This is a genomic window from Kitasatospora sp. NPDC001309, from assembly GCF_042896295.1.
Taxonomy (GTDB): Bacteria; Actinomycetota; Actinomycetes; order Streptomycetales; family Streptomycetaceae; genus Kitasatospora.
In genome coordinates this window covers 12,729-36,774 of sequence record NZ_JBIAXC010000021.1, presented here as the reverse complement: position 1 = coordinate 36,774, position 24,046 = coordinate 12,729, and the positions used below count along the sequence as shown (strand labels likewise).

The following is a 24,046-nucleotide window of genomic DNA, read 5'->3' as shown; positions in this document are numbered from 1 at the left end:
ACTTCGGGGACGTGACGGTGCGTCTGGCGGGCGAGCTGGTGACCTGCTACCTGTTCGCGTTCCGGCTGTCCTTCTCGGGTAAGTCGGTGCACCGACCCGTTGACCGCACTATCAGCGTGTCCTACGTGTTGACTCGGTGAGAGCGAGGAGTCTCCGTTCGGGATGTTCCCGACGAGATGGAGACGTGATGGATCACGCTGCGGTGATGGCGGAACGCGAGGTGACTGGGCTGGTGGTGGCCCGGGTCGGCAGAGTGGAGGCGACCGGTGCCGCCACGCTGCCCTGGGTGGTTCTCGACGGGGCGGGCCGGGCGATCACGCCGGCAAGCGAGTTCCTGCGGGAGTTGCTGGCCTGCGGCAACACCCCAGCTTCCTGCCGTTCCTATGCCTTTGACCTGCTGCGCTGGTTCCGCTTCCTCGCGGCAGTGGATGTGGAATGGAGCCGTGCGAAACGAGTGGACGTACGCGACTTCGTCCTTTGGCTGCGGACGTGCCACAACCCGGCGCGGGACCGGCGCCGACCGGATGCGCCCGTGCCGGGGTTGCTGAACGCGCGCACCGGCAAGCCGTACCTGAGGTCGGGCTATGCCCCGGCAACTATCAACCACGCGGTGTCGGTGCTGGCGGCGTTTTACGACCACCATCTGCAAACCGGGCAGGGTCCCGTGCTCTCCCCGGTGCCGCCGCAGTCCCGTGACGGGCGCCGGCTGGAGGCGCATCACAACCCGTTGGAGCCGTTTCGGCTGCACCGTCGTGGCGCCTACCGGCAGAAGCAGGCCGACCGCGAGCCCCGTGCTGTCCCCGACGATGTCGTCGAAGACCTGTTCACCTCGCTGGGCTGTCACCGCGACCGGGCACTGTTCTCCATGTTCTTGTCCAGCGGCGCACGGGCCGCCGAGATGCTGGGCATGACGATCGGCGACATCCACCCGGGCGAGGGCTGGATCTACGTGCGGACCAAGGGCTTGGGCGGGGCGAAGGAAGCATGCCCGGCCTCCCCGGAAGCCTTCGCCTGGCTGGCCCTCTACCTCGGTGACCTGGCCCAGGACGGCCACCGGCCCGCCCCGGACGAGCCGGTGTGGTGGACCCTGCGCGGGCAGACGCGCCCGCTGACCTACACCGCCCTGCGAGCGGTGCTGAACCGGATCAACGCCCGGATCGGGACGAACATCACGCTGCACGACCTGCGGCACACCCTGTGTCTGCGCCTGATCGAAGACCCGGCCATCACCCTGGTCGACGCCCAGCAGGTGATGCGCCACCGGCGCATCACCACGACCAGCACCTACCTACGGCCCAGGACCGACGAGGTCATCACCAAGGTCCACGAGCACTACACCCGCCCCAAGCCTCCGCCGCGGCCGCTGACCGGCTGGACGTATGACCCGGACGACCTCGCCGATGTATTCGGAAACCGCTGATGACCCGGCACGGGCGCGTCGCCCGCACCCCGGTCAGCCCACGCGACCCCGCCATCCTCACCACCGTGCTGCCCGAACCGAGGAGCACGACCCGTGGCAGCGGACGGGAGAAGGCCCATCGCGATGAACTGGCCCGCCTGGCCGCGAACTTGCTGATCGAGCCGACCGGCCGCAACCTGTGGCGCCAGCAGCTCTCGCTGACGCGCATCTTCGACTGGCTGGAGGGATTCCCCGCCGACACCTGGCAGGACCGATGGCTGCTGAGCGGTTCCGACGAGCTGGGCTCCGGCTGGGGACCGCAGGGACTCAGCGCGGGCACCCGGTCGCGTTTCACCGCCGGTCTCGGCACCTTGATCGTCCTCCAGGCGATCCGGCCCTCCTACAGTTGGCTCTTCGGCAGCCGCCTCCTTGGCGTCTACGACGCCTACCGTCGCCACAACCAGCCGGCGCTGTTCGCGGAGCTCACACAGCACGCCGGCGGACAGCGCTGCGACGAGCACGCGACCGAAGCCCTGAACGTGCTCACCCGCATGAGCATCGCCACCGGCAAGGACCTGCTGGCCTTCGACCTGGAAGACCTCACCAACTACGCCCGGGCCCGTCGGGACAACGGCCGCACGGTGGCGGCCCTACCCCTCGCCTACGACATCCTCCGCTCCGTCGGCGGTCTCAAGGACTCGCCGCCGACCCTGCGCGAGGCCCAGGCCCGCGGCCGGCTCACCCCCGCCGAGCTGATCGACCGCCACCCCATCACCAACCGCGTCCGCGACGTGCTCGTCCACTACATCGCCGAGCGATCCGCCGTCCTGGACTACGGCTCCCTGGTCAACCACGCCCAGATGCTGGCCGACCTGTTCTGGGGCGACCTGCAACGCCACCACCCCGCGATCTCCTCGCTCAATCTGCCCGACGAGGTCGCCCAGGCCTGGAAACAACGCGTCCGGGTCCTGCCCGACGGGCGACCGCGCCGCACCGCCCACGCCGTCTTCCTGGCCGTCCGCTCCTTCTACCTGGACCTCTCACAGTGGTCGATGGAAGACCCGGCCCGCTGGGCGGCCTGGGCCGCACCCTGCCCGATCAGCGAGGCCGACATCCGCGGCTACATCAAGGAGACCCGCCACCGGCAGGCACGGATGCAGCAGCGCACCCGCGCCCTGGTCCCCGTCCTGCCGCAGCTCGTCCGCGCTGCCGAGGCGCGACTGCAGCACGCCACGCTCCTGCTGCAGGCAGCCCGATCGGCGACACCGGGAGAAGAGTTCACCGTCGAGGGCTCGCGCTATCGACGCACCGGCCGCAACGGCAGCCACTGGCGCCCCACCGCCCTGTTCCTCGCCCCGGTCGACGAGCCCGGCCCCCGGTTCGATGCCGAATGCGAGGAGAACAACGCCTTCTGGACCTGGGCGAGCATCGAGGTCCTGCGACGCACCGGGGCCAGGATCGAGGAACTCCTGGAGCTCACCCACCTGAGCCTGCGTCAGTACCAGGCACCCACCGGCGAGACAGTGCCGCTGCTGCAGATCAGCCCATCCAAGACCGACCGCGAGCGCGTCATCCCCGCCGACCCGGACCTGGTCGCCGTCCTCGCCCGGATCATTCGCCGCATCAAGGGCACCGGCGAGCGGGTGCCGCTGCTGACCCGGTACGACGGCTACGAGCGGGTCTTCGGGCCGGCGCTGCCGCACCTGTTCCAGTGCCTGTCCCAGCACCGGCTCCAGGTCATCTCCCCCAACCGGATTCGCGAGCTCCTCACGGACCATGCGGTGCGAACCGGCATTGTCGACGTCGACGGGACACCGCTGAGATTCACGCCGCACGACTTCCGCCGAATCTTCTCGACGGAGACGGTCAACGGTGGCCTGCCGATCCATATCGCCGCGAAGCTCCTTGGCCATCTAGATCTCAACACCACTCAGGCTTACGTCGCCGTCTATCCCGAAGAGGTGATCCGCCGCTACCGGCAGTTCGTCGACCAGCGCCGGACCCATCGTCCCAGCGAGGAGTACCGCGAGCCCAGCGACACGGAGTGGCAGGACTTCCGCGACCACTTCAGCCTGCGCAAGGTCGCGCTCGGCACCTGCGACCGGCCTTACGGAACCCCTTGCCAGCATGAAAACGCCTGTGTCAGGTGCCCTATGCTCCGCCTCGACCTGGCCCAGGAGCCCCGTCTGCTGGAGATCGAGACCAACACGCGCCAGCGCTTGGGAGAGGCTCAACGGATGCAGTGGCTCGGTGAGGTCGCCGGCCTGCAAGAGAGCCTGCGGCACATCGCCGACAAGAAGCAGCAGGCCGAACGTCTCCGAGCCCAAGCCGACCGAGGGGAAGACGGGGTCGCCGCTCTTGGTTAGTACCGCATCCGGCAACGCCGCCACCGTGAGGATCCGGCTGGGTCCGACCACCGACCTTGCAACATTCATGCAGGTAGATTCTGCTCGTGAGCACTGACGCGCTTCGTCGCTTGACCGACCGGGAGTCCAGGGAAGTCTGGGACCGCTTTGACGAGAGGTTCGACTTCAAGCCCAGCATGAATGCCTTCCCCGCGATCACCGAGCCGATTCCGTCGGTGACCTGGAGCCTGGACGCACTTCACGACGATCCCGGTGACCGGAAACTCGATCACCTGGTTCGCCTCGTCCAAGACGGCCTGGCCACCTGCACCCCGCCCGGCACGACGTTGCTCGTCCTGGAATGGCAGCACACCAGCTACCGCCTGCGCCCCGACCTTCCAGCCTCCGACATGTTTCTGCCTGACGCACTGGGCGGCAACTTCCGGCCCGGGTGGCCACGCAGTCCCTATCCGGACGGCGACTACCCCATCTACCTGGTCGAGGATCTCACTTTCGGCACCTTCGGCCACCCGTGGGAGCACTCGCTCTGCGTGTTCGGAACCGACCTGCTGAATGAAGTTGCCACCGATATGGGCCAATTGCTCCCGACGGTTCTGCGCCGAGACGGCCAACCTACGACGACGAGCTAATCAAACGCCCGTCTTCACCGACTCGCTTGAATAGTGCAGAGAAGGATCTTCGCGTCCTGCGGGCAGGAGGCGTTCTTCGAGGGCCACGTCCACGCTCTCAACGTGCTGGGCGGGGTGCCGACCGGCAGGGTCCGCTACGACAACCTTAAGGCCGCGGTCGCCCGGGTGCTGGGCTTCTCCCGCCAGCGGGTGGAGGCCGAGCGGTGGACCGCGTTCCGTTCGCACTACGGCCTCGATGTTCTCTACTGCCAGCCCGGCATCGGCGGCGCCCACGAGAAGGGCGGCGTCGAGGGACAGATCGGCTGGTTCCGGCGCAACCACCTGGTTCCCGTCCCCGAGGTCGCCACACTGGCGGAGCTGAACGCGATGATCGATCAGTGGGACGAGCAGGACGATGCCCGCCGGATCCGCTCCCGTCCGCGCACCATCGGCGAGTACTTCGCCGCCGAGCAATCCCTGCTGGCGCCGTTGCCTGATGAGCCGTTCGAGACGGGCCGGCTGTTCACGTTGCGGGTCGACCGCTACAGCCAGGTCAGCGTCCGCACGAACCGCTACTCGGTACCGGTGCGATTGATCGGCCGGACCGTCCGCGTGATCCTGCACGCCTCCGAACTGGTGGTCTACGACGGACGTGAGGAGGTCGCCCGGCACGAGCGGCTGATCGCCAAGGGCGGCACCCGCCTCGACCTGGACCACTACCTGGAGGCGCTGGTCCGCAAGCCCGGTGCACTGCCCGGGGCGACCGCGCTCGACCAGGCCCGCTCCGCCGGCAGGTTCACCCCGGTCCACGACGCCTGGTGGGCAGCAGCCCGCAAGGCCCATGGCGAGCGCGACGGCACCCGGGCGCTGATCGAAGTCCTGCTGCTGAGCCGCCACCTGCCCCACGAGCACCTGGTCGCCGGCCTCGCGGCCGCGCTGCGGGCCGGCGCCCTGACCGCCGACGCGGTCGCACTGGAGGCCCGCAAGGCGGCCGAGGCCGACACCGCGGACCCGGACGACTCCCAGCCGCCTGCGGCTGACCTCGCGAGGGTGACGTCCCTGACCGTGCGGCGCCTGGCCCACCTGCCGCCCGACACCCGGCCGCTGCCCTCGGTGGCCCACTACGACCAGCTGCTGCGACACCGCCGGCCGGACCGCCCAACCACCACCTGAAGGAGAGCGCCATGACCTTCCCCCGCCAGCGAGGACTCACTGAGCAGGCTGCCAACGCGGCCATCGACCAGGCCTGCCGGATGTTGCGGCTGCCCACCATCCGCGCCCAGTTCCCCGAACTCGCCGAGACCGCCTCGCGCGAGCAGATGTCCTACCTCGGCTTTCTCGCCGAGCTCCTGATGTCCGAGTGCGACGACCGGGCCCGGCGCCGCTCCGAGCGCCGGATCAAGGCAGCCGGGTTCCCGCGCGACAAGTCCCTGCGCAAGTTCGACTTCGACGCCAACCCCAACATCGACCCCGCGATGGTCCACACCCTCGCCACCTGCGAATGGATCAAGAAGAACCTGCCGCTCTGCCTCATCGGCGACTCCGGCACCGGCAAGTCCCACCTGCTGATCGCGCTCGGCACCGAGGCCGCGATGGCCGGCTTCCGCGTCAAGTACGTGCTGGCCACCAAGCTCGTCAACGAGCTGGTCGAGGCCGCCGACGAGAAGCAACTCGCCAAGACCATCGCCCGCTACGGCCGCGTCGACCTCCTCTGTATCGATGAACTCGGCTACATGGAACTCGACCGCCGAGGCGCCGAACTGCTCTTCCAGGTCCTGACCGAACGCGAGGAGAAGAACAGCATCGCCATCGCCTCCAACGAGTCCTTCGGGGGCTGGACCAAGACCTTCACCGACCCCCGCCTCTGCGCGGCCATCGTCGACCGCCTCACGTTCGGCGGCAACATCATCGAGACCGGCACCGACTCCTACCGACTCGCCACCACCCGCGCCCGCGCCGAACATCAGCAGGCCGTCAGTTGACCTTTCTCGGGCCTTCCCCAGGTTGTCCAGAGCAGCAGGGAAGGCCCTTGCATCAAACCCGGCAACAGGACTCGCTCAGATGGCTGTCGATCCCAGCCAGCAGGTCCTGAGCCGCTGCCCTCACCACAGGGTCACTGTCGTGAGTGAGCTGGTCCGCTGTCGCCCGGCGGCTCAGCACGGCCTGGTGAGCTTCCAGTTGCACCTTCGGCTGCGGCGGGTTGCCGTGTTCGAGGATCGTCTGCAGCAACCCGATCACCCCGGCCCGGGAGTTCACGGTCTCGGTGACCGCGAGGTCCCACAGAAAGGGAACAGCGGCGACGGTCGCGTCGAAGACTGCCAGCTCACCGATCCACAAAGCGAGATCGCTCAGGGCTGCCTCACTCGCGCGGGCGTCGCCCCATGCGATCCGCGACAGCACGCCGGGAACATCGGCCGCAGATCCATAGGCATGCTTCAACTCGTGCCAGCGCACGCGGCTTACGCCCTTGAGAATCGTCCCCACCCACGCACTCCAGTCCGATCGTCAGACCCAAGGCCCGATCGGACTCATTCCATCTCACCGACCGCCATGACCGCGAGTCCGGGCCGACACGCCGCTTGGGTGCTCTCGGAACCCAGCAACATTTCGACGGCAGCAGATCAACCTCTGCTGCCAAAACTCATCGACAGCCGCTCTCCGTTGTCACCTACGGAGCCACACCTCCGTGCGGGCGGAGCGGACTCGACGTCCTGCTCGCCGCCGTCCGGGCGTGCCGGGGCGGCGGAGCAGACACCTGAGGCAACAACGTCGTCGTCGCGTACGGCGGGCCACCTCCGCGCGGGCGGAGCGGACCGCCGCAGCGGCGGCGTGGACCTGGCCGTGGCCGGGGCACCTCCGCGCGGGTGGAGCGGACTCCACCCAAGGAGGTAGGTCTGCTCGGCGGCGGCGGGGCATCTCCGTACGGGCGGAGCGGACCGTTGTGGTCAGGCGGCGATGTCGAGTTCGGTCCGGACGCGGTGCACGAAGTCGCGCACGGTTGGCTCCCGGCGCCAGGGGGCGAGGGCGGTGTTGAACTCGCGGACGTAGTCGAGGGCCCGGCTGGACTGGACGCGGGCGAGGATGTCGACGGCCTGGTTGCCGAGTGTGAGTCCCTGGTCGAGGTCGTCGGCTTGGAGGTGGGCGGTTCCGACGATCGCCAGGCGCATTCCGACCGAGCGGGTGAACACCCCGGGCTGCATGGTGGCGGCCTGGGCGTTCCAGACCAGGGACTCCTTTGGCTTCCTCAGGTCGCGAAAGACTTCAGCGGCATCCGCGGAGAGCCGGGCATGGTGGTAGAAGTCGATCCATGCCGGTTCGTCGGCGCGGTCGCGGGCCCGGTCGAGCAGCATCTCGGAGGAAGCCAGCGCGGAGGCCGCGGCCTTCGCGTTGTTGTCTCGGGCGTGGGCGCGGGCTTCGATGAGCTTGGTGAACGCAAGCACTTTGGGGGCGGCCTGGCCGTTGGCACGGGCGAAGCCGCCCTGGGTCATGTCGATGGCCTCGTTGGGGAAGCCGCGCAGCAGGGCCTGCATTGCCATGGTGGTGAGTACGTAGCAGCCAAGCTGCACGTCGCCGCCGGCCCGGGCGAGGCGGAGGGCCTGGATGTAGTGGCGCTGGGCGGCGTCGTGCTGGCCGACGTCGAAGGCAGTCCAGCCGGCCAGGCGGGCCAGCAGGGCGGTCACCGAGAACAGCTCGCGCCCGACCTCGTCGGAGAACGTGCCGGTCAGCAGCGGGGCGGCCCGGTGCTGGAGGCAGTCGGTGACGGAGTTCGCCCTCCAGTTGCCGCCGCCGTACTTCGAGTCCCAGCGGCGGGCCTCGTCGGCGGCGTCGCGGAGCTCGTCCAGGTCGGCACGGCCGACGCGGGCGCCGCCGCAGTGGTCGGCGCGCTCGTCGGCCGGGCTCACCAGCCACCGGGTCACCGGGGTCGTGAACGAGGCAACAGCAAAGCCTGTTCCGGTGAGGAAGTCGCGGCGGTTCACGGAGCTCCAGAACGAAGTGGCGGCGCGGACGGCGTCGGCGGGGTCTCGCGGGAAATCCAACCCGACCGCGGTGTCCGGCGTCTGCGCATCGGCCATTCCGATCTCCGCCAGCTGCACCGGGCAGCCGATGCGTTCGCCGATCGCCTGGGCCAGCAACTTGGGCACGGGCCAGTCCGGGACCATGCCCCGGCGGCACCAGTTCACGACTGAGGTATGTGTATATGTCGTGTTCAGCCCGGCTTCGCGGGCGAGCTGGTTCACGCGGTGGGCCAGTGATTTGTGGCTGGCGCCTTCGCACTTTTCGATCATCCGGGCCAGCGCGTCGTTCGGTGGCTTGGGCCGGCGGGTGGTCGACGCCACAGCGTCCCCCTCAATCGGTCCCGCGATTCGCACGGGGAGTCGTACTCGACTGGTGCAGGAGAAGTCGTACGCCCGGCAAGGAGGCCGGATCACCGAGGGTATTGCCTCCGCCGCTGGCGGTGAACCGGATTCGCGAGTTGTGAGCCCCCTTGCGAGCCCTGCCCCGACCGGTCGTCAGACGGTTGCCTGGTGTTCCGGGCCTCTGCCGGGACCTGGGAAATCACCTTCAGGCAGGGGCCGCCACCGATTCACGCTCGGGGGTGACAACCAGATGTGCGGAATCGCAGGACTGGCCGGCACCGACGCCGTCCGCCACCAGACCACCGTCGCCGCGATGGGGCTCGCGCAGCACCACCGCGGCCCGGACGGCACCCGGCACATGATCTCGGCCGACAGCCGCGCGGTGTTGTCCATGAACACCCTGCTGATCGTCGACACGGCCGCCGCCCCCGGTCCCTACCTGGACCCGGCCAGCGGCATCGTCCTCACCTTCAACGGCGAGATCTACAACTACCGGCAGGTCGCCGCGGCCTGGGGCATCCCCCTGGAACCCGGCGAGACCGATGCCCATCTGGTGCTGCGGGCCTGGGCCAAGCTCGGACCCGGCTGCCTCGCCGGGCTGGACGGCATGTTCGCCCTGGCCGCCTACGATCCCCACGAGGGCCGGCTCTTCCTCGCACGGGACCGGCTCGGGGAGAAGCCGCTCTACTGGCGCCTGGACGGCGGCCGCCTCGCGTTCGCCTCCGAGGTCACCACCCTGACCGGCTACGGCACCGCTCCGCTGGTCGTCCGCCCCGAGATGCTGTCCATCGAGACGCCGACCGGCGTCGACACCCCGTTCCAGGGCATCCAGCTGCTGTCGCCCGCCGGGCTGCTGGCGTTCGATGTCGCCACCGGATCGCTGGTCCAGCGGACCTGGTGGTCCCTGGAGGGTCTGGAGCCCTGGCAGGGCGACTACAAGATCGCGCTCGCCCGGTTCTCGACCTTGCTGGCCGACCGGGTCCCGATGCGGGCGCCCGGCTCGGACTTCGCGCTGCTCCTGTCGGGCGGGCTGGACTCCTCAGTGCTGGCCTACCTGATGCGGCCACCGCTCTGCGTCACGGTCCGCTATCCCGGCCTGGACCGCCTCGACGAGTCCGCGACGGCGGCCGTCGTCGCCCGGGACGTCGGAGCCGAGCTGCTGGTCATCGAGCCGACCGCCGCCGACTTCGCCCGCACGCTGCCGGAGATCATGCACGCGCTGGACTACCCGATGGGCAACGCGTCCACCTTCTCCGAGCACATGGCCTACCGGGCGATCGCCGAACGTGGCATCCGCGTCGTCGTCGGCGGGCTCGGGCCGGACGAGTTCCTGATGGGCTACGTCCGCCACGCGCTCGTCCTGTTCGGCGCGGAGGCCGTGCTGGGCGCCGGACTGGAGGCCTACCGGCCGCTGGCCTCCAAGCTCCTGACCGGGGACGGCGGGCCGCTGGAGCCGGCCGAGGCGATCGTCCGTCTGGTCCTGCTCGGGCAGGACCTGGACGGACGGCTCCGCGAGCTGGTCGCCGACGCCCTCCGCAGGGCCGACGGGGACCTCGCGCGGGGGCTAACGCTGGCGGACCTGGCCACGGCCTGGCGTCCGCTGGTGATGACCTCGGACAAGCTGGCCTCGGCGTTCGCGCTGGAGCGGCGCTCGCCGTTCCTGGCGCGGGACCTGGTCGAGTTCTCCTACCGGCTGCCGGTCGAGTACAAGATCGCCGAACCGGCGGCCGGGAAGCGGATCCTGCGGGATGCGGCGAAGGTCCTCGGCGTGCCCCGGGAGGTCTGGGGCAGCCGGGACAAGCTCGGGTTCGCCTCCCCGGTCCCGAGCTGGCTGTCCGGCCCGCTGGAGCCCTGGGCGACCGCGCAGATCTCCACAGCCCTGGACCAGGCCCCCGTTTCACTGCGGCCGCTGCTGGTCGGCGGCCTGAAGCCGGGCGGACGGTTCGACCGCACCCGCATGCAGGCCCTGATGGCCGCGGCCTGGTTCTCCGACCACACGCTGGCGGTTGCGGCATGACGGACCGTCGGCTCACTACGGTGAGCGCATGGACTCCCAGACTCTCCCCGCCGAGCCGTCCGCCGCCGACCCGCGCGGAGCGGTCGCGATCATCACCAATCGACGCGGCGAACTCCTCCTGCACCTGCGCGACGACCTCGACGGCGTGACCTGGCCCGGACACTGGAGCCTCCTGGGAGGCGGCTGCGACCCCGGCGAGAGCCCGGCCGAGGCGATCGTCCGCGAGCTGGACGAGGAAGCCGGCCTGGCCGTCGACCGTGGCCTGACGGAGCTCTTCGAGACCCCCGATGTCCACGGCTCGGGGCAGATCATCACCTTCTTCGCCGGCTTCTGGGACGGCGACGAGACCGCGCTGCCGCTGGCCGAGGGCGTCAAGCTCCAGTTCTTCGCCCCCGGCCACCTGCCCGTTCTGACCATCCCGCCGTTCATCCGCGACGGCATCCACCGTTACCTGGCCGCCCAACCGGGCACCTGACGCCCCCGTCCTTCGAGGGGCCCGGGCGCCTGGCCAGGCAGCCATCCCGCCCCCTTGGAAGGACCCCTTCGTGAAGCTCACCGTGATCGGCTGCGGCTACCTCGGCGCGACCCACGCCGCCGCGATGGCCGAACTCGGCCACCAGGTCATCGGCATGGACACCGACACCGACAAGGTCGACGCCCTGAACAAGGGCCAGGCCCCGTTCGTCGAACGCGGCCTGGACGACCTGCTCGCCAAGCACACCGCCACCGGCCGGCTCAGTTTCACCGCCTCCTACGCGGAGGCCGCCGCCTTCGCCGACATCCACTTCCTGGGCGTCGGCACCCCCCAGCAGCACGGCAGCAGCGCCTACGACCTCACCCACCTGCACACCGTCGTCCGCCGCCTGGCCCCACGGCTCGGCGACGGCGCGCTGATCATCGGCAAGTCGACCGTCCCGGTCGGCACCGTCGCCCAGCTGCGGCAGACCCTGGACGAACACGTCCGCGACGGAGCGAGCGTCCGCCTGGCCTGGTCGCCGGAGTTCCTGCGCGAGTCCTTCGCCGTCCTGGACACCCTGGAGCCCGACCGGATCGTCCTCGGCGTCGAGGACGGCGACACCAGCAGCGAGGCCGTCTTCCGGAACGTCTACGCCGACATCCTGGCCGTCGGCTCCCCGCTCATCGTCACCGACATCGCGACCTCCGAGCTGATCAAAGGTGCCGCGAACGCCTTCCTCGCCACCAAGATCTCCTTCATCAACGCCATGGCCGAACTCTGCGAACTCGCCGGCGCCGACGTCCAGCAGATCGCCCTCGCCCTCGGCTACGACCACCGGATCGGCGCGAAGGGCATGCGGCCCGGCCTGGGGTTCGGCGGCGGCTGCCTGCCCAAGGACCTCGCCGGCTTCACCCACCGCGCCGAGGAACTCGGCGCCGACACCGGCCTGCTCCGCCAGGTCGCGGCGATCAACCAGCGCCGGCGCGACCACACCGTCGACCTCGCCCGCGAAGCCCTCGGCGGCACCCTGACCGGCCAACGGATCGCGGTCTGGGGCGCCGCCTTCAAGCCCGACACCGACGACATCCGCGACTCCCCGGCCCTCGACGTCGCCGCCGCCCTCCAGCGGGCCGGCGCCGAAGTCACCATCCACGACCCCGCCGCGATGGAGAACGCCCGCAGGGTTCACCCTCAACTCGACTACGCCGACGACCCCACCACAGCCCTCACCCACGCCGGGCTGCTGCTGCACCTGACCGACTGGCCTCAGTACGCCGATGCCGACCCCGTCGAACTCGCCCGGCACATCGCCGTCCCCACGGTCATCGACGCCCGCGGCACCCTCAACGCGAACCGCTGGCGCGAGGCCGGCTGGACCTTCCGCGCCCTCGGACAATCCTGATCTTCAGCTGCCTGCCCACCTCCGCGTGGGCGGAGCGGGCGCGTTCGCGAACGGCGGCATCCAGGCCCGCGCCGGGGCACCTCTGCGCGGGCAGAGCGGACTCGGCCAGCGCGACGAAATCGCGGCTGGTGATCGGGGCACCTCCGCGCGGGCGGAGCGGACGCCTGGACGTCGGGGTCGACGTAGGCGTTCATCGGGGCACCTCCGACTGCGACCTGCCCGGGGCTGGTCTCGACCAGCCCCGGGCACCTCCGCAACGGCGGCGCGGACCTCCCCATGGGCCAGGGCGCTGTCCAGGTCGCCGGGGCACCTCTGCGCGAGCGGAGCGGACCCGCTCCAAGGGCCGAGCAGTTCGTCGAGGGGCGGGGCACCTCCGTACGGGCGGAGCGGACACGTGCTGGACGAGGAACGAGCGGTCCGGCCTCGGGCCACCTCCGCACAGGCAGATTGGACTAGCTCGCCGCTGCAGCGGTGCTGGTCAAGGGTGGGGCACCTCCGCACGGGCGGAGCAGGCGTACGCGGTGAGCGTCCGGGTCTGGGAGTCGCCGGGCCACCTCCGCACGGGCGGAGCGGACACCTACTGCGGCGACTCCGGCTCGCAAGCCCGCGGGGCACCTCCGCACCGGCGGAGCGGACGAGACCCGGCTCGTGGAGTACGGCGAGTCCTGCGGGGCACCTCCGCACGGGCGGAGCGGACCTCCCCATCGCGGGCATGAAGAGCGGCTGGTTCGGGACACCTCCGCACGGGCGGAGCTGACGTGACCGTGCCCTCGCTGATCAGCGTCACGATCGGGGCGCCTCCGCACGGGCGGAGCGGACGTCGTACGGGGCGGCTCGGCCCTGTCGTTCCGCGGGGCACCTCCGCACGGGCGAAGCGGACGCGATGCCGAAGCACCGGAAGTCGAGTTCGTGCGGGTCACCTCCGCGCGGGCGGAGCGGACTCCTCGGACGTGAGATCTCGCCCTTCGCCCTCCGGGGCACCTCCGCACGGGCGGAGCTGACGCCACCATCCCCCGCACGCTGATCCACCTGCTCGGGGACCGCCGCACGGGCGGAGCTGACAGCAGCGCGGTTGATGAGAAGAACCGCGGCGACGGGGCACCTCCGCACGGGCGGAGCTGACTCGGCGACCCGCTGAGCTCGACCGCGATCGTGCGGGGCACCTCCGCACGGGCGGAGCGGACCGGTCGGAGATCAGGAACCTGTTCCCGACGACTGGGTCACCTCCGCGCGGGCGGAGCGGACGCCCAGGCCTCGGCGGACCAGGGCGACCCAGGTGGGTCACCTCCGTGCGGGCGGAGCGGACGTCAGGGCCTTCTCGACCCGGCGGCGCTCGGCCGGGTCACCTCCGCGCGGGCGGAGCGGACTCGTACTCCACACACCCCACCAGCAGCGACAGCGGGACACCTCCGCACGGGCGGAGTGGACGGTGGAGGGGCTGTCGCGCTCCTCGCGCTGATCGGGGCACCTCCGCATGGGCGGAGCGGACCACCTCCAGCCCCGGACAACCGAGTCCGGCGAGACGGGTCACCTCCGCGTGGGCGGAGCGGACCTCCAACTGCGCGCGATCGGGGTCGGCGGCGGTGGGTCACCCGCGCCGGCGGAGCGGACAGGCCGAGGCCCGGGAGGCCCGCCTCGTTGTCCGGGTCACTTCCGCGCGGGCGAAGCGGACATGCTGGACGGCGTGGAGCAGCACGGGAACGGCGGGGCACCTCCGCGCGGGCTGAGCGGACGTGCTCTCCGGCGCGGTGTGCGTCCAGCCCGGCGGGCCACCTCCGCACGGGCGGAGCGGACTGCCCCCGGCACTTGCGCAACAACACCACAGACGGGTCACCTCCGCACGGGCGGAGCGGACCCTTCGCGACCTGCAGCGCAGCGCGGCCTTTGCGGTTTCTTGGCCGTGCCGCAGTGTCGGGTCGGCAGTGCTGTTGTGGTGTCAAGGAGCGCTCGCTGCCCATGGTGCCACGGCTCGCGGACAGCACCGCGGTGAACGAGCTACCCAGGAACTCTCACCGTGCAGGAGGCACTCCTCCGTACGGGCAGAGCGGACATCCGGTAGCCGGCCGACCGCCCCGGTCCGATCGGGCCACCTCCGTGCGGGCGGAGCGGACACCCAGTTGCAGCAACGCTTCGTCGAGTGCGCCGGGGCACCTCCGCGCGGGCGGAGCGGGCCGCGAGGTCGCCGGGCACCGGTTCGCCGGGGTCGGGGCACCGCCGCGCGGGCGGAGCGGACACGTGCCAGTCGCAGTAGGCCGGGTGATGTTCCGGGGCACCTCCGCGCGGGCGGAGCGGACGACGCCCTGATGCTGCTGCTCACCGGCGTCATCGGGGCACCTCCGCGCGGGCGGAGCGGACTTCGGGTGTGACGCCGCGTTTCCAGCGCGGGACCGGATCACCTCCGCGCCGGGCGGAGCGGACTCGTCGAGCACCCTGACGCCAAGTTCGCGGGCCGTGCCACCTCCACGCGGGCGGAGCAGACGCCCTGGTGGCGCAGCTCGGCGGCTCCGCCTGCGGGCCACCTCCGCGCGGGCGGAGCGGACCTGGGGTATCAGGCCTCGGGGGACCTCTGCGTAGGCGGGCCGGCCGCGGCCTTGGCCAGCGGCAGCGCGGACTCCTGCGGGTCACCCCCGCGCAGGGGCGGAGCGGAGGTCAGCGTGCTTTCCTCGCCGCCCTCGGTGAGTGGGTCACCTTCGCATGGGCGGAGCGGACCAGATCAAGGCTGGTGGTCCTGCCGAGGAGACCGGGTCACCTCCGCGCGGGCGGAGCTGACGACGACCTCCTGGCCGAGCTGCAGCCCTGGGACCGCGGGGCACCTCCGCGCGGAAGGCCCCAACGCACAGTCGCCGCAAGGCAATTGCCGACGGGGCACCTCCACGCGGGCGGAGCGGACTCGACGTCCTGCTCGCCGCCGTCCGGGCGGGGCGGGGCGGCGGAGCAGACACCTGAGGCAACAACGTCGTCGTCGCGTACGGCGGGCCACCTCCGCGCGGGCGGAGCGGCCATCAGGCCTTCGGCCGCCAGGACGCGGAACGCCGGGCCACCTCCGCGCAGGCAGAGCGGATCGGTCGGAGAGCACGCGTAGCGGAGCTTTCTCCGGGCCGCCTCCGCGAAGGCAGAGCAGACTGCGCCGTGTCGTCGCCGAAGCTCGGTACCCAAGGGGCACCTCCGCAGGGCGGAGCGGACCTTCGAGACCTGCTGCGCAGCGTGGTCCTGTGCTGCTTCTTGACCGTGCTGAAGCGTCGGGTTGAGGAGCTGTTGTGGTGTCAAGGAGCGAGGAGTTGATCCTAGTGGTGGGGTGTGACGGCGTCCTCTGTTCTGGGTTCGGGTCCCGGTTGTCAGTGGCTGGGTCTAGCGTCACTGGGTGGTGACTGACCGTGCTCGAGTAGTGGGGACCGCCCTGTGTCGCGTCCGTCGTTCGATGTGGTTGTGAGGCCGTGGATCACGGCTCGTGTGCGTGCTGACCTGGCTCCTGGGGAGGTGGCTGAGCTGCCGGTGAGGGGTGGGCCGGGGGAGTCGGTGGTGCTGGGTCTGGGTGATGTGCTGAGGTGGGCTCATCTGCTGGAGCACGTCGACTGCCCGGATCCGGCGTCGGAGTCGGCGCTGTTGCGGGTGCTGATCGCGGTGACGGCGCGGGTCACGGGCCTGGACGTGGCGGAGGACTGGGACGACTGCCGGTGGGACGCGCTGGAGGCCGGCCGGCTGGACTCGGGGCGGATCGCGGCGTACTTCGACCGGTATCCCGGGCGGTTCGACCTGTTCGACGTGGAGCGGCCGTGGCTGCAGGAGCCGCGGCTTGAGGGGGAGTGCACGGGCAGCAGCGGGACCGGGCGGCTGGTGATGACGAGCCCGTCGGGGAACAACCATGTGTGGTGGCCGCTGGAGAAGGGCGGGATCGGCGGGCCCGTTCCCGCCGTGACGGCGGCGTTCGGGCTGCTGACGTGGTTGTTCGCGGGGCCGTCGGGGACGGCGGCGAACCGGCGGCGGTCGGACGGGCGGAACAGCCACTACACGGTGGCGGGGCCGATCCGGGCGCTGGTGTCGTGGTTCCCGGCGGGCCGCAGTCTCGCGGAGACGCTCATCCTGGGAGTGCCGTCGCCGGAGACCTGGCCGACGAACCCGGGTCGGGACGAGGCCCCGTGGGAGGCGGAGCAGCTCCCGGATCCGAGGGTGCCGGCGGCGCCGTCCGGGCCGGTGTCGCTGCTGACGTCGCGTGCCGCGCACGCGGTGCTGCTCAAGCCGGACGCCGACGGCGGGCACGTGACGGATTCGTGGGTGACGTGGGCGTGGGAGAACGAGCTGCCGGAGGCCGAGGACCCGTACGTGATCAGGCGTGACGAGGGCGGTCCGGTGCGGGCGAACAGTGCGCGGGTGGCGTGGAGGGACCTGGACGCGCTGCTGCTGAAGACGGTGGCGGGCAAGACGCCGCGCTACCGGCCGGCCGTTCTGGCGTCGGTGGCGCGGCTGCCGCGGGAGACGGCGGCAGGTCTGCGGTTGCGCGCGTACGGGCTGCACCAGGAGCGGCGGGATCCGGAGACCGTCTGGTTCACCGCGGTGACGCCGCCGGTCCTCGGCTTCCTCGAGGAGCTGGACGGGGACGGTGCGGCGGCGGTCTCGGTGGCCCGGTCGCAGGCCGAGGGTGTGTCGTCCGGGCTGGCGAAGGCGTTGCGGGCGGCGTGGCAGGGGTTCAGCGGGGACAGCAAGGTCTGTCCGTGGGTCGATTCGGCGCTGCCGGTGTACTGGTCATTGGCGGAGGCCGAGTTCTGGAAGGCGGTCGTCCCGGACGGTGACGGGGTCCGGGCCCGGCCCGGGTTTGTGGGGGTCGCCACGAGGGTGTTCGACGCCGTGACGGAGGCGGCCGCGCTCACGCCTCGGGGTATGCAGGCCGTCGAGGAGGCCCGGGCCGCGATGCTCAGGCGGCCCCGGGGTCCGCGGAAGAAGACGTAGCCGTTCCGGCGCCGGGGACGTAGGCGGCGGCGTTGAGTTCTCCCGGTTCCGGTTTCCGCCCGTTCCTCCGGTCCCCGTTCGTTCGGTCCCCGGCACGGCGGGTCGACTGTGCGGGGGCGGCGGCCGGGCCGGTGGGGTACTGGACCCGGACCGGGCCAGGTGGCGGTTGGCGCCGAAGGACAGGCCCTAGGTCCGAGGCCGATGAGGGCCCGCCGGCGCAGCCCCGCCGAGGGCCGGCTGGGTTCGATCCGGCTCCGTGTCGTCCCACTGATCCGGCTACCCACGCCACAGCCCACAGCCCGTCCGACCGCCGACCGCCGACCGCCGAGACGAACGCTCGGCCGACACGAAAGGAGCCGGCCTCCAAGCCCGTCCCCTCCCGCCACCGGCGGGAGCCCGACCCTTCAACCCTCACCGAGGAGCCCATGTCCACCGACTCGCCGCCCTCCGCGGAACCGGACGTCCTCGCGCACCAGCGCGCCTTCATGCTGCACGTCCACCAGCAGTGCTCCACGCCCGGCGGCCGCGCCGCGGTCCGCTCCGCGCTGACCGACCCGCACAAGCCGTTCCGCGCCTACGAGTACCTGCTCGCCCGGATCCCGCGCTGGACGAACAGCGACACCGAACGCGCCTACGTCCTGACCGCCGGCATGTACGCCGATCAGGCCCCCAACCCCCGCCTCGACCGCCAGCCGAAGCCGCCCGCCGGCCTGGCCGCCCCGGTCGACGGGGACCGCTGGCGCAACCTCGGCTGGTCGCTCGCCCGCGCCGTTCACACGAAGACCCTGACCGACGACACCGTCAAGGCCCGGCTGCTGCTGATGTCCCGCCAGGACGCCGACGCGCTCACCCGCGACCTGCCGCCCCTCGTCGCCCGCCTGCGGGCCGGCGACGTCCCCGTCGTGTGGCCGCTGCTGCTGCGCGACCTGACCCGCTGGGTCGACTACCCGACCGACACCGCCCGGGCCTGGGCCCGCGCCTACTACCAGTACGACCCCACCGCGCCCACCGCCGCCAGCACCGACGAGGAGACCTCCTGATGAAGCGCCGCCTGTACCTCGACCTGCACGTCATCCACTCCTACCCGCTGTCCTGCCTCAACCGCGACGACCTCAACATCCCCAAGACCGCCCACTACGGCGGCGAGCAGCGGGGCCGGATCTCCTCGCAGTCCGGGAAGCGGCATGTGCGGGTGGAGGTGGAGGACCGGCTGGGGGAGTGGGCGGTGCGCACGAAGCGGCTGCCGGAGAGCATCGCCGCCGAGCTGGTGCGCACCGGCGGCTGGGACGACGAGCTCGCGCAGCGGGCCGGGCGGATGGTGGTCCTGGCGGCGGGGGTGAAGGGCGTGGCCGTGGACGGGGACAACGACACGAACAGCATGCTGCTGCTGCCGCGGGCCGGTATCGCGGAGCTCGCCGAGGTCGCGGTGGAGCACCGGGAGCTGGTGGAGGCGGGTGCGGACAGGAAGAAGGAGGCGGTGGCGCAGGAGAAGCTGGTGAAGGCGGCCGGCGGGCGGGTGCTGGAGGTGTTGCGGGGGCGGACGTCGAGTATCGCGGCGTTCGGGCGGATGCTGGCGAACGAGCCGGGTTCGGCGGTGGCGGGTGCGGTGCAGGTCGCGCACCAGCTGACGACGCACGCGCTGGCGGTGCAGCCGGACTACTTCACCGCGGTGGACGACATCACGCGTGGTCAGGAGGACGAGTCGGGGTCGGCGCACCTGGGGACGGCGTTCCACACGTCGGGGACGTACTACCGGTACAGCTCGGTGAACCTGCCGGAGCTGGCGGGGAACCTGGGCGGGGACGTGGAGGGGGCGAGGCGGGTCTCGGTGGAGTTCGCGCGGGCGTTCGCCGTGGTGGTGCCGTCCGCGCGGCAGGGGTCGACGGCGCCGTTCACGCCGCCGGCGCTGGTGCACGTGGTGCTGCGCGGGGACCAGCCGGTGAACCTGGGCGGGGCGTTCGAGCGGCCTGTCCGGGCGGAGGGGGGCAGTGGTTTCGTCGAGCCGTCGGTGCGGTGCCTGGACGCGCACGCCGGGGCGGTGAACGGCTTCTACGGGGACGGTGGTGTCCTCGCCCGCTCGTACAGCGGCCTGGGGGTCGGGTCGGTGGAGCACCTGGGCGAGGACGCCGGGTCGCTGGAGAAGCTGCTGGCCGGCGTGGACGCGGCGATCGGGGAGCACCTGTGAGCGGCGGCCTGCTGCTGCACCTGTCGGCGCCGATGCAGTCCTGGGGCAGCCCCTCGCAGTTCGGGACGCGGCTGACCTACCCGCATCCGACGAGGTCCGGTCTGACGGGCCTGTTCGCGTGCGCGCTCGGTCTGGCCCGCGGGTCCGACCTGGGGGAGCTGGCCGCACTGCGGTACACGGCGCGTGTGGACCGGCCGGGCCGGCTGCTGCGCGACTACCACACCGTCGGCGGCGGCTACCCGCGGGAGAGGACCGTGGTCACCGCCGCGGGCGGGCGGCGCCCGCTGAAGGAGGCCACGCTGCAGTCCGAGCGCTGGTACCTGGCCGACGCGGCGTTCACCGTCGCGGTCACCGGCCCGGCCGCCACCACCACCGCGGTCGCCGAGGCGCTGCGGCGCCCGGTCTGGCACCCGTACCTGGGGCGCCGCTCCTGCCCGCCGGCCGCGCCGGTCCTCGTCGGCGCCGCCGACGATCCCGTCGCGGAACTCCACCGCCTGCCGCTGCACCGCGAACCCGACGGCAAGGGCGCGACCGAGGTGGTCTTCGTCCACGACACCGACCCCGGCACCGGCCGCCCGCCGCTCACCCAGGTCCGCGACCAGCTCCCCACCACCGGCTCCCGCCGCTTCGCCCACCGCCCCCTGTGGGAGACCCTCCACCCGTTCACCGCCGACCAGCACGCCGGCACCGGCACCGCCTGGATCACCGCTCTCACCGCCTACACCCGCACCTGACCCAGCCTCACCGGCCCCGCCCGCCGCGGGGGACACCGCCCAACCGGAGAACCCGATGACCCACCTCACCCAGCTCCGCCTCCACCCCCGCTCCCGCGAGGCAGCAGCCGACCTGCGCAACACCAGCCACATGCACCAGCGGATCATGAGCATGTACCCCGACGCCCTCACCAGCGGCGACGCCGCCCGCCGCAGCCTGGGCGTCCTCTACCGCATCGAACGAACCCCCCAGGCCACCACCCTCCTCGTCCAGTCCACCCTGGCCGCCGACCCCACCGTCCTGCCCGACCACTACGCCACAGCCCAGCAGCGCAACCTGGCGCCGCTGCTGGAGTGGCTGGCCGACGGCCGCACGGTCCGTTACCGCATTGACGCCTCCCCGACCCGCTCGCTGCGCGACGGAACCCGCGACGCCGACGGGCGCCTCAACCGCGGCAAGCCCGCCCCCTTGCACGGCAAGGACGCGATCGCCTGGTGGGAACGCAAAGCCCAGACCGCGGGCCTCGACCTCCACGACATCCTCGACATCCCCCAGGAACCCGCCACCGGCCACCGCGCCACCGGACCGATCCGCCACACCCTCAGCCGCTTCGAAGGCACCGCCACCATCACCGACCACCAGGCACTCCACACCGCGCTCACCAACGGCATCGGCCGCGGCCTCGCCTACGGCGCCGGCCTCCTCAGCATCGCCCCCCACCACGAGTAAAGAAACCGCAAAGCCGCCAGAGAGTCGCAGGTCAAAAAGGGGTCCGCTCCGCCTGCGCGGAGGTGGCCCGTCGTACGGATTATCCCGGTATGTAACCTCACCGTCCGCTCCGCCTGCGCGGAGGTGGCCCGTGGCCTGTGGCCTGTGGCCAGTGTTCACGTTGTTGGTAGACCGGTGATCTGGAGGAGTTTGGTGTTCGATCCGCGAGTTGCCGGTAAGCGTCGTGGGCTGCCTGATCCGTACCCGCTGGTGTGTCATCTGGCGGACACCGCGGTGATCGCGGGCGGGCTGTGGGACTCCTACCTGACGGCTTCTCAGCGTCGGTTGATCGCCGGTGGCTGGGGGGTCGATCCGGCGCGGGCGAGGCGGCTGGTGATGCTGGCGGCGGGTATGCACGACGTCGGGAAGACCATCCACTGCTTCCAGCGAGGCCTCGAAGGTACCGCCGGGCTGCTGGCCGACCTGCGGTACCCGGCGCCGACGGGCTGGATGCACGAGGAGTGGATCCCCCATCAGGTGGCGAGCCATTGGGCGCTGCCGCAGATCCTCACAGGGCTGGGGTGGCCGCCGGTCGAGCGGCCGTGGAAGTCCGTGGCGCACCAGGTCGCGCAGATCCTCGGCGGTCATCACGGGGTGTTCGGTGAGGCGCTGTCGCCCGCTGCGATGGCCGACCCGTTGAAGGAGCTGCGCGGGCTGGGTGGGGACGGCTGGGCCGAGCAGCGTGAGGAGCACGTCCGGGCGGTGTTCGGGATCTGCGGGTCGCCGGCGGCACCCGGGCGGCTGTTGCCCGCGGGTGCGGCGGTGGTGGTGACCGGGCTGGTGGTGCTGGCGGACTGGCTGGCGTCCAACACGGGGCAGGTGCGGGGCCGGCTGGCGGCGTGGAACGGGGACCTGGCCGCGCACGTCGTCAGGATCCGGCAGCGCGCACCCTGGGTGCTCGCCCACGCCCAGCTGGCGGCCCCTGCCTGGAAACCGGCTGCGACGTTCACCGACCTGTTCCCCGACATCACGAAGCCGTACCCGCTGCAGGCCGACGTCGCCCAGCGCCTCGGAGGCCTGGTGGAGGGGTCTGGGCTGGTGCTCGTCACCGCGCCCACCGGCGACGGGAAGACCGAGACCGCGCTGTTCGCCGCCCGGGTCCTCGGCGCGGCGGCCAGCGCCGGCGGCCTGGCGGTGCTGCTGCCCACCATGGCGACCACCGACGCGATGTGGCGCCGGGTGAAGAAGTTCACCGCCCGCGCCGCGGAGGTCGGCACCCCGGTGACCCTGCTGAACTCGATGGCGTGGCTGAACGAGGACTACGACCCGGACCGCGACGAGATCGTGGCGGACGACTGCGTGTCGACCCAGGCCGCGTCCTTCCTCCGCGGACCGCACCGGGGACTGGCCGCCGGAGTCGCGGTCGGCACCTGGGACCAGGCCGCACTGGCGGCGCTGCCGGTGCGCTTCAACGTGCTGCGGTGGCTGGGGCTGTCGGGCAAGACCCTGGTCATCGACGAGGCGCACAGTTACGACGCCTACGGGCACCGGCTGACGCAGCGGCTGCTGGAATGGTGCGGCCACCTCGGCATTCCGGTCGTACTGGTGTCGGCGACGCTGACCGGGCGGACCGCCACCGACCTCGTCGGCGCCTACCGGGCCGGCGCCGGCCACAAGGACACGGAGCCGATCACCTCCCCCTACCCGGGCTGGGTCCACGTCTGCGCCGGGACCGGGAAGGTCACCGCGTACGGGCCGCTGCCCACCACCCGGGAACGCGACGTCGCGGTCGACCACCACACCGTCCGGCACACCCACGACCCGGCGGTGCGCGCAGGCCGGGCCGCCCGGATCCTGACCGAGCTGCGGCCCGCCGCGGCCGGCACGGGCTGCGCGCTGGTGGTGTGCAACGTCGTCGCCGACGCCCAGGCAACCAGGAGGCTGCTCACCGAGCAGTGGGGCGAGGACGGTCCGCAGGTCGTGCTCCTGCACGCCCGCCTTCCGATGTGGCAGCGGATCGAGCGCACCAACCTGATCGAGGGCATGGTCGGCTCGAAGGGAGCCCGCCCAAACCGGCCGCTCGTCGTCGTCGCGACACAGGTCGTCGAACAGTCCCTCGACTGGGACTTCGACCTGGTCGTCTCCGACCTCGCCCCGATGAGCCTGCTCCTGCAGCGCGCCGGGCGCTGCCACCGGCACGACCACCCACGCCCGGCCTGGGCGCCGGCCCCTCGGCTGGTCGTCCTGTCCCCGCCCGACGGCCTGCCCGCCCCCAGCTGGGGCGACGTCTACGACACCTCACTGCTGCGCCGGACCTGTGACGCGCTCCGCGGGCTGGAGGGGCCGATCGCGATCCCTGCTGCGGTCCCCGGCCTGATCGCCGGCGTGTACGACGCGGCCTGGGACCCGGCCCGGATGGACGCCGACGACGCGCGGCGCCTGGCGAGGGAGCAGGCCCAGGCCTCGGCCGCCGACATGGTCATGATCCCCGCGCCGGACCGGGTCAAGGACCTGTACCCGCTGACCTCCACCCTGGACCCGAACCTCGCGGTCACGCGTCTGGGCGGTGAGTCGAAGCGCATCCTGCCCGTCTGGCCCGACGGCGACGGTTGGACCTTCGTCACCGCCGACGGCCCGGCCAAGCTGCCCCACCACCCCGGCAAGGACGACATCCGAACCGTGGTTCTCTCCACCGTCCAGGTCCGTTCGACCTGGCTCACCGGCGCCGGAGAGGACACCCACCCGCCGACCCCGTGGCAGGACATCCCCGCACTGCGCGACATCGCCCTGGTCCCGCACGACCCGCGGACCGGCCGCTGGCACGCCCCCGACGGCAGGACGATCCGCCTCGACCCCGTCGACGGCATCATCCGCGAGTGAACGCCGTA

The 24,046-nt window shown here is 71.7% G+C and carries 16 protein-coding genes; 14 read left to right on the top strand and 2 right to left on the bottom strand.

All coding sequences use genetic code 11. From position 1 onward, the window contains the following. The first annotated feature begins 187 nt into the window (after nucleotides 1–187). From ACFY2K_RS21525 to istB, 5 genes are all read left to right on the top strand, one after another. The gene (locus ACFY2K_RS21525) at nucleotides 188–1,420 is read left to right on the top strand and encodes a tyrosine-type recombinase/integrase (protein WP_387713208.1); all 1,233 of its coding nucleotides are present in this window, start codon (nucleotides 188–190) and stop codon (nucleotides 1,418–1,420) included. Continuing rightward, nucleotides 1,420–3,765: a tyrosine-type recombinase/integrase gene (locus ACFY2K_RS21520; protein WP_387713205.1), complete on the top strand. Its 2,346-nt coding sequence runs from the start codon at nucleotides 1,420–1,422 to the stop codon at nucleotides 3,763–3,765. The genes ACFY2K_RS21525 and ACFY2K_RS21520 overlap by 1 nt, the downstream gene beginning before the upstream one ends. Before the next feature lie 86 nt (nucleotides 3,766–3,851). Beyond that, entirely contained in the window at nucleotides 3,852–4,394 is a 543-nt protein-coding gene (locus ACFY2K_RS21515) for a DUF2716 domain-containing protein (protein WP_380641702.1), read from the top strand. A 33-nt stretch (nucleotides 4,395–4,427) separates the two neighbouring features. Beyond that, entirely contained in the window at nucleotides 4,428–5,546 is a 1,119-nt protein-coding gene (locus ACFY2K_RS21510; protein WP_380641700.1) for a hypothetical protein, read from the top strand. An 11-nt stretch (nucleotides 5,547–5,557) separates the two neighbouring features. Continuing rightward, complete coding sequence (istB, locus tag ACFY2K_RS21505) at nucleotides 5,558–6,355, top strand: IS21-like element helper ATPase IstB (protein ID WP_380641698.1); 798 nt, start codon at nucleotides 5,558–5,560, stop codon at nucleotides 6,353–6,355. Between the two features lie 52 nt (nucleotides 6,356–6,407). On the opposite strand, the gene ACFY2K_RS21500 is transcribed toward istB, so the two are convergent. Together ACFY2K_RS21500 and ACFY2K_RS21495 are read right to left on the bottom strand one after the other, a co-directional pair. Next, complete coding sequence (locus ACFY2K_RS21500; protein ID WP_380641696.1) at nucleotides 6,408–6,857, bottom strand: hypothetical protein; 450 nt, start codon at nucleotides 6,855–6,857, stop codon at nucleotides 6,408–6,410. Between the two features lie 461 nt (nucleotides 6,858–7,318). Continuing rightward, on the bottom strand, nucleotides 7,319–8,710 hold the full coding sequence (locus ACFY2K_RS21495; protein ID WP_380641694.1) for a sporulation protein: 1,392 nt from the start codon (nucleotides 8,708–8,710) through the stop codon (nucleotides 7,319–7,321). Between the two features lie 271 nt (nucleotides 8,711–8,981). On the opposite strand from ACFY2K_RS21495, the gene ACFY2K_RS21490 reads away from it, so the two are divergent. The 9 genes from ACFY2K_RS21490 to cas3 all read left to right on the top strand — a co-directional run bounded on the left by ACFY2K_RS21490 (nucleotide 8,982) and on the right by cas3 (nucleotide 24,038). Beyond that, the gene (locus ACFY2K_RS21490; RefSeq protein ID WP_380641692.1) at nucleotides 8,982–10,748 is read left to right on the top strand and encodes an asparagine synthetase B family protein; all 1,767 of its coding nucleotides are present in this window, start codon (nucleotides 8,982–8,984) and stop codon (nucleotides 10,746–10,748) included. A gap of 28 nt (nucleotides 10,749–10,776) precedes the next feature. Then, complete coding sequence (locus ACFY2K_RS21485; RefSeq protein WP_380641690.1) at nucleotides 10,777–11,223, top strand: NUDIX domain-containing protein; 447 nt, start codon at nucleotides 10,777–10,779, stop codon at nucleotides 11,221–11,223. 70 nt (nucleotides 11,224–11,293) lie between these two features. Then, on the top strand, nucleotides 11,294–12,607 hold the full coding sequence (locus ACFY2K_RS21480; RefSeq protein ID WP_380641688.1) for a UDP-glucose dehydrogenase family protein: 1,314 nt from the start codon (nucleotides 11,294–11,296) through the stop codon (nucleotides 12,605–12,607). A 3,399-nt stretch (nucleotides 12,608–16,006) separates the two neighbouring features. Next, nucleotides 16,007–17,551, top strand: a complete 1,545-nt coding sequence (casA, locus tag ACFY2K_RS21475; RefSeq protein ID WP_380641686.1) for a type I-E CRISPR-associated protein Cse1/CasA — start codon at nucleotides 16,007–16,009, stop codon at nucleotides 17,549–17,551. A 425-nt stretch (nucleotides 17,552–17,976) separates the two neighbouring features. Then, a complete protein-coding gene (casB, locus tag ACFY2K_RS21470) occupies nucleotides 17,977–18,591 on the top strand; it encodes a type I-E CRISPR-associated protein Cse2/CasB (RefSeq protein ID WP_380641684.1) in 615 nt (204 codons plus the stop codon). Then, the gene (cas7e, locus tag ACFY2K_RS21465; protein ID WP_380641682.1) at nucleotides 18,591–19,736 is read left to right on the top strand and encodes a type I-E CRISPR-associated protein Cas7/Cse4/CasC; all 1,146 of its coding nucleotides are present in this window, start codon (nucleotides 18,591–18,593) and stop codon (nucleotides 19,734–19,736) included. Before casB ends, cas7e begins: the two co-directional genes overlap by 1 nt. Then, nucleotides 19,733–20,470: a type I-E CRISPR-associated protein Cas5/CasD gene (cas5e, locus tag ACFY2K_RS21460; RefSeq protein WP_380641680.1), complete on the top strand. Its 738-nt coding sequence runs from the start codon at nucleotides 19,733–19,735 to the stop codon at nucleotides 20,468–20,470. The genes cas7e and cas5e overlap by 4 nt, the downstream gene beginning before the upstream one ends. A 55-nt stretch (nucleotides 20,471–20,525) precedes the next feature. Next, complete coding sequence (cas6e, locus tag ACFY2K_RS21455) at nucleotides 20,526–21,179, top strand: type I-E CRISPR-associated protein Cas6/Cse3/CasE (protein WP_380641678.1); 654 nt, start codon at nucleotides 20,526–20,528, stop codon at nucleotides 21,177–21,179. Between the two features lie 123 nt (nucleotides 21,180–21,302). Next, a complete protein-coding gene (cas3, locus tag ACFY2K_RS21450; protein ID WP_387713195.1) occupies nucleotides 21,303–24,038 on the top strand; it encodes a CRISPR-associated helicase Cas3' in 2,736 nt (911 codons plus the stop codon). The last annotated feature ends 8 nt before the right edge of the window (nucleotides 24,039–24,046 follow it).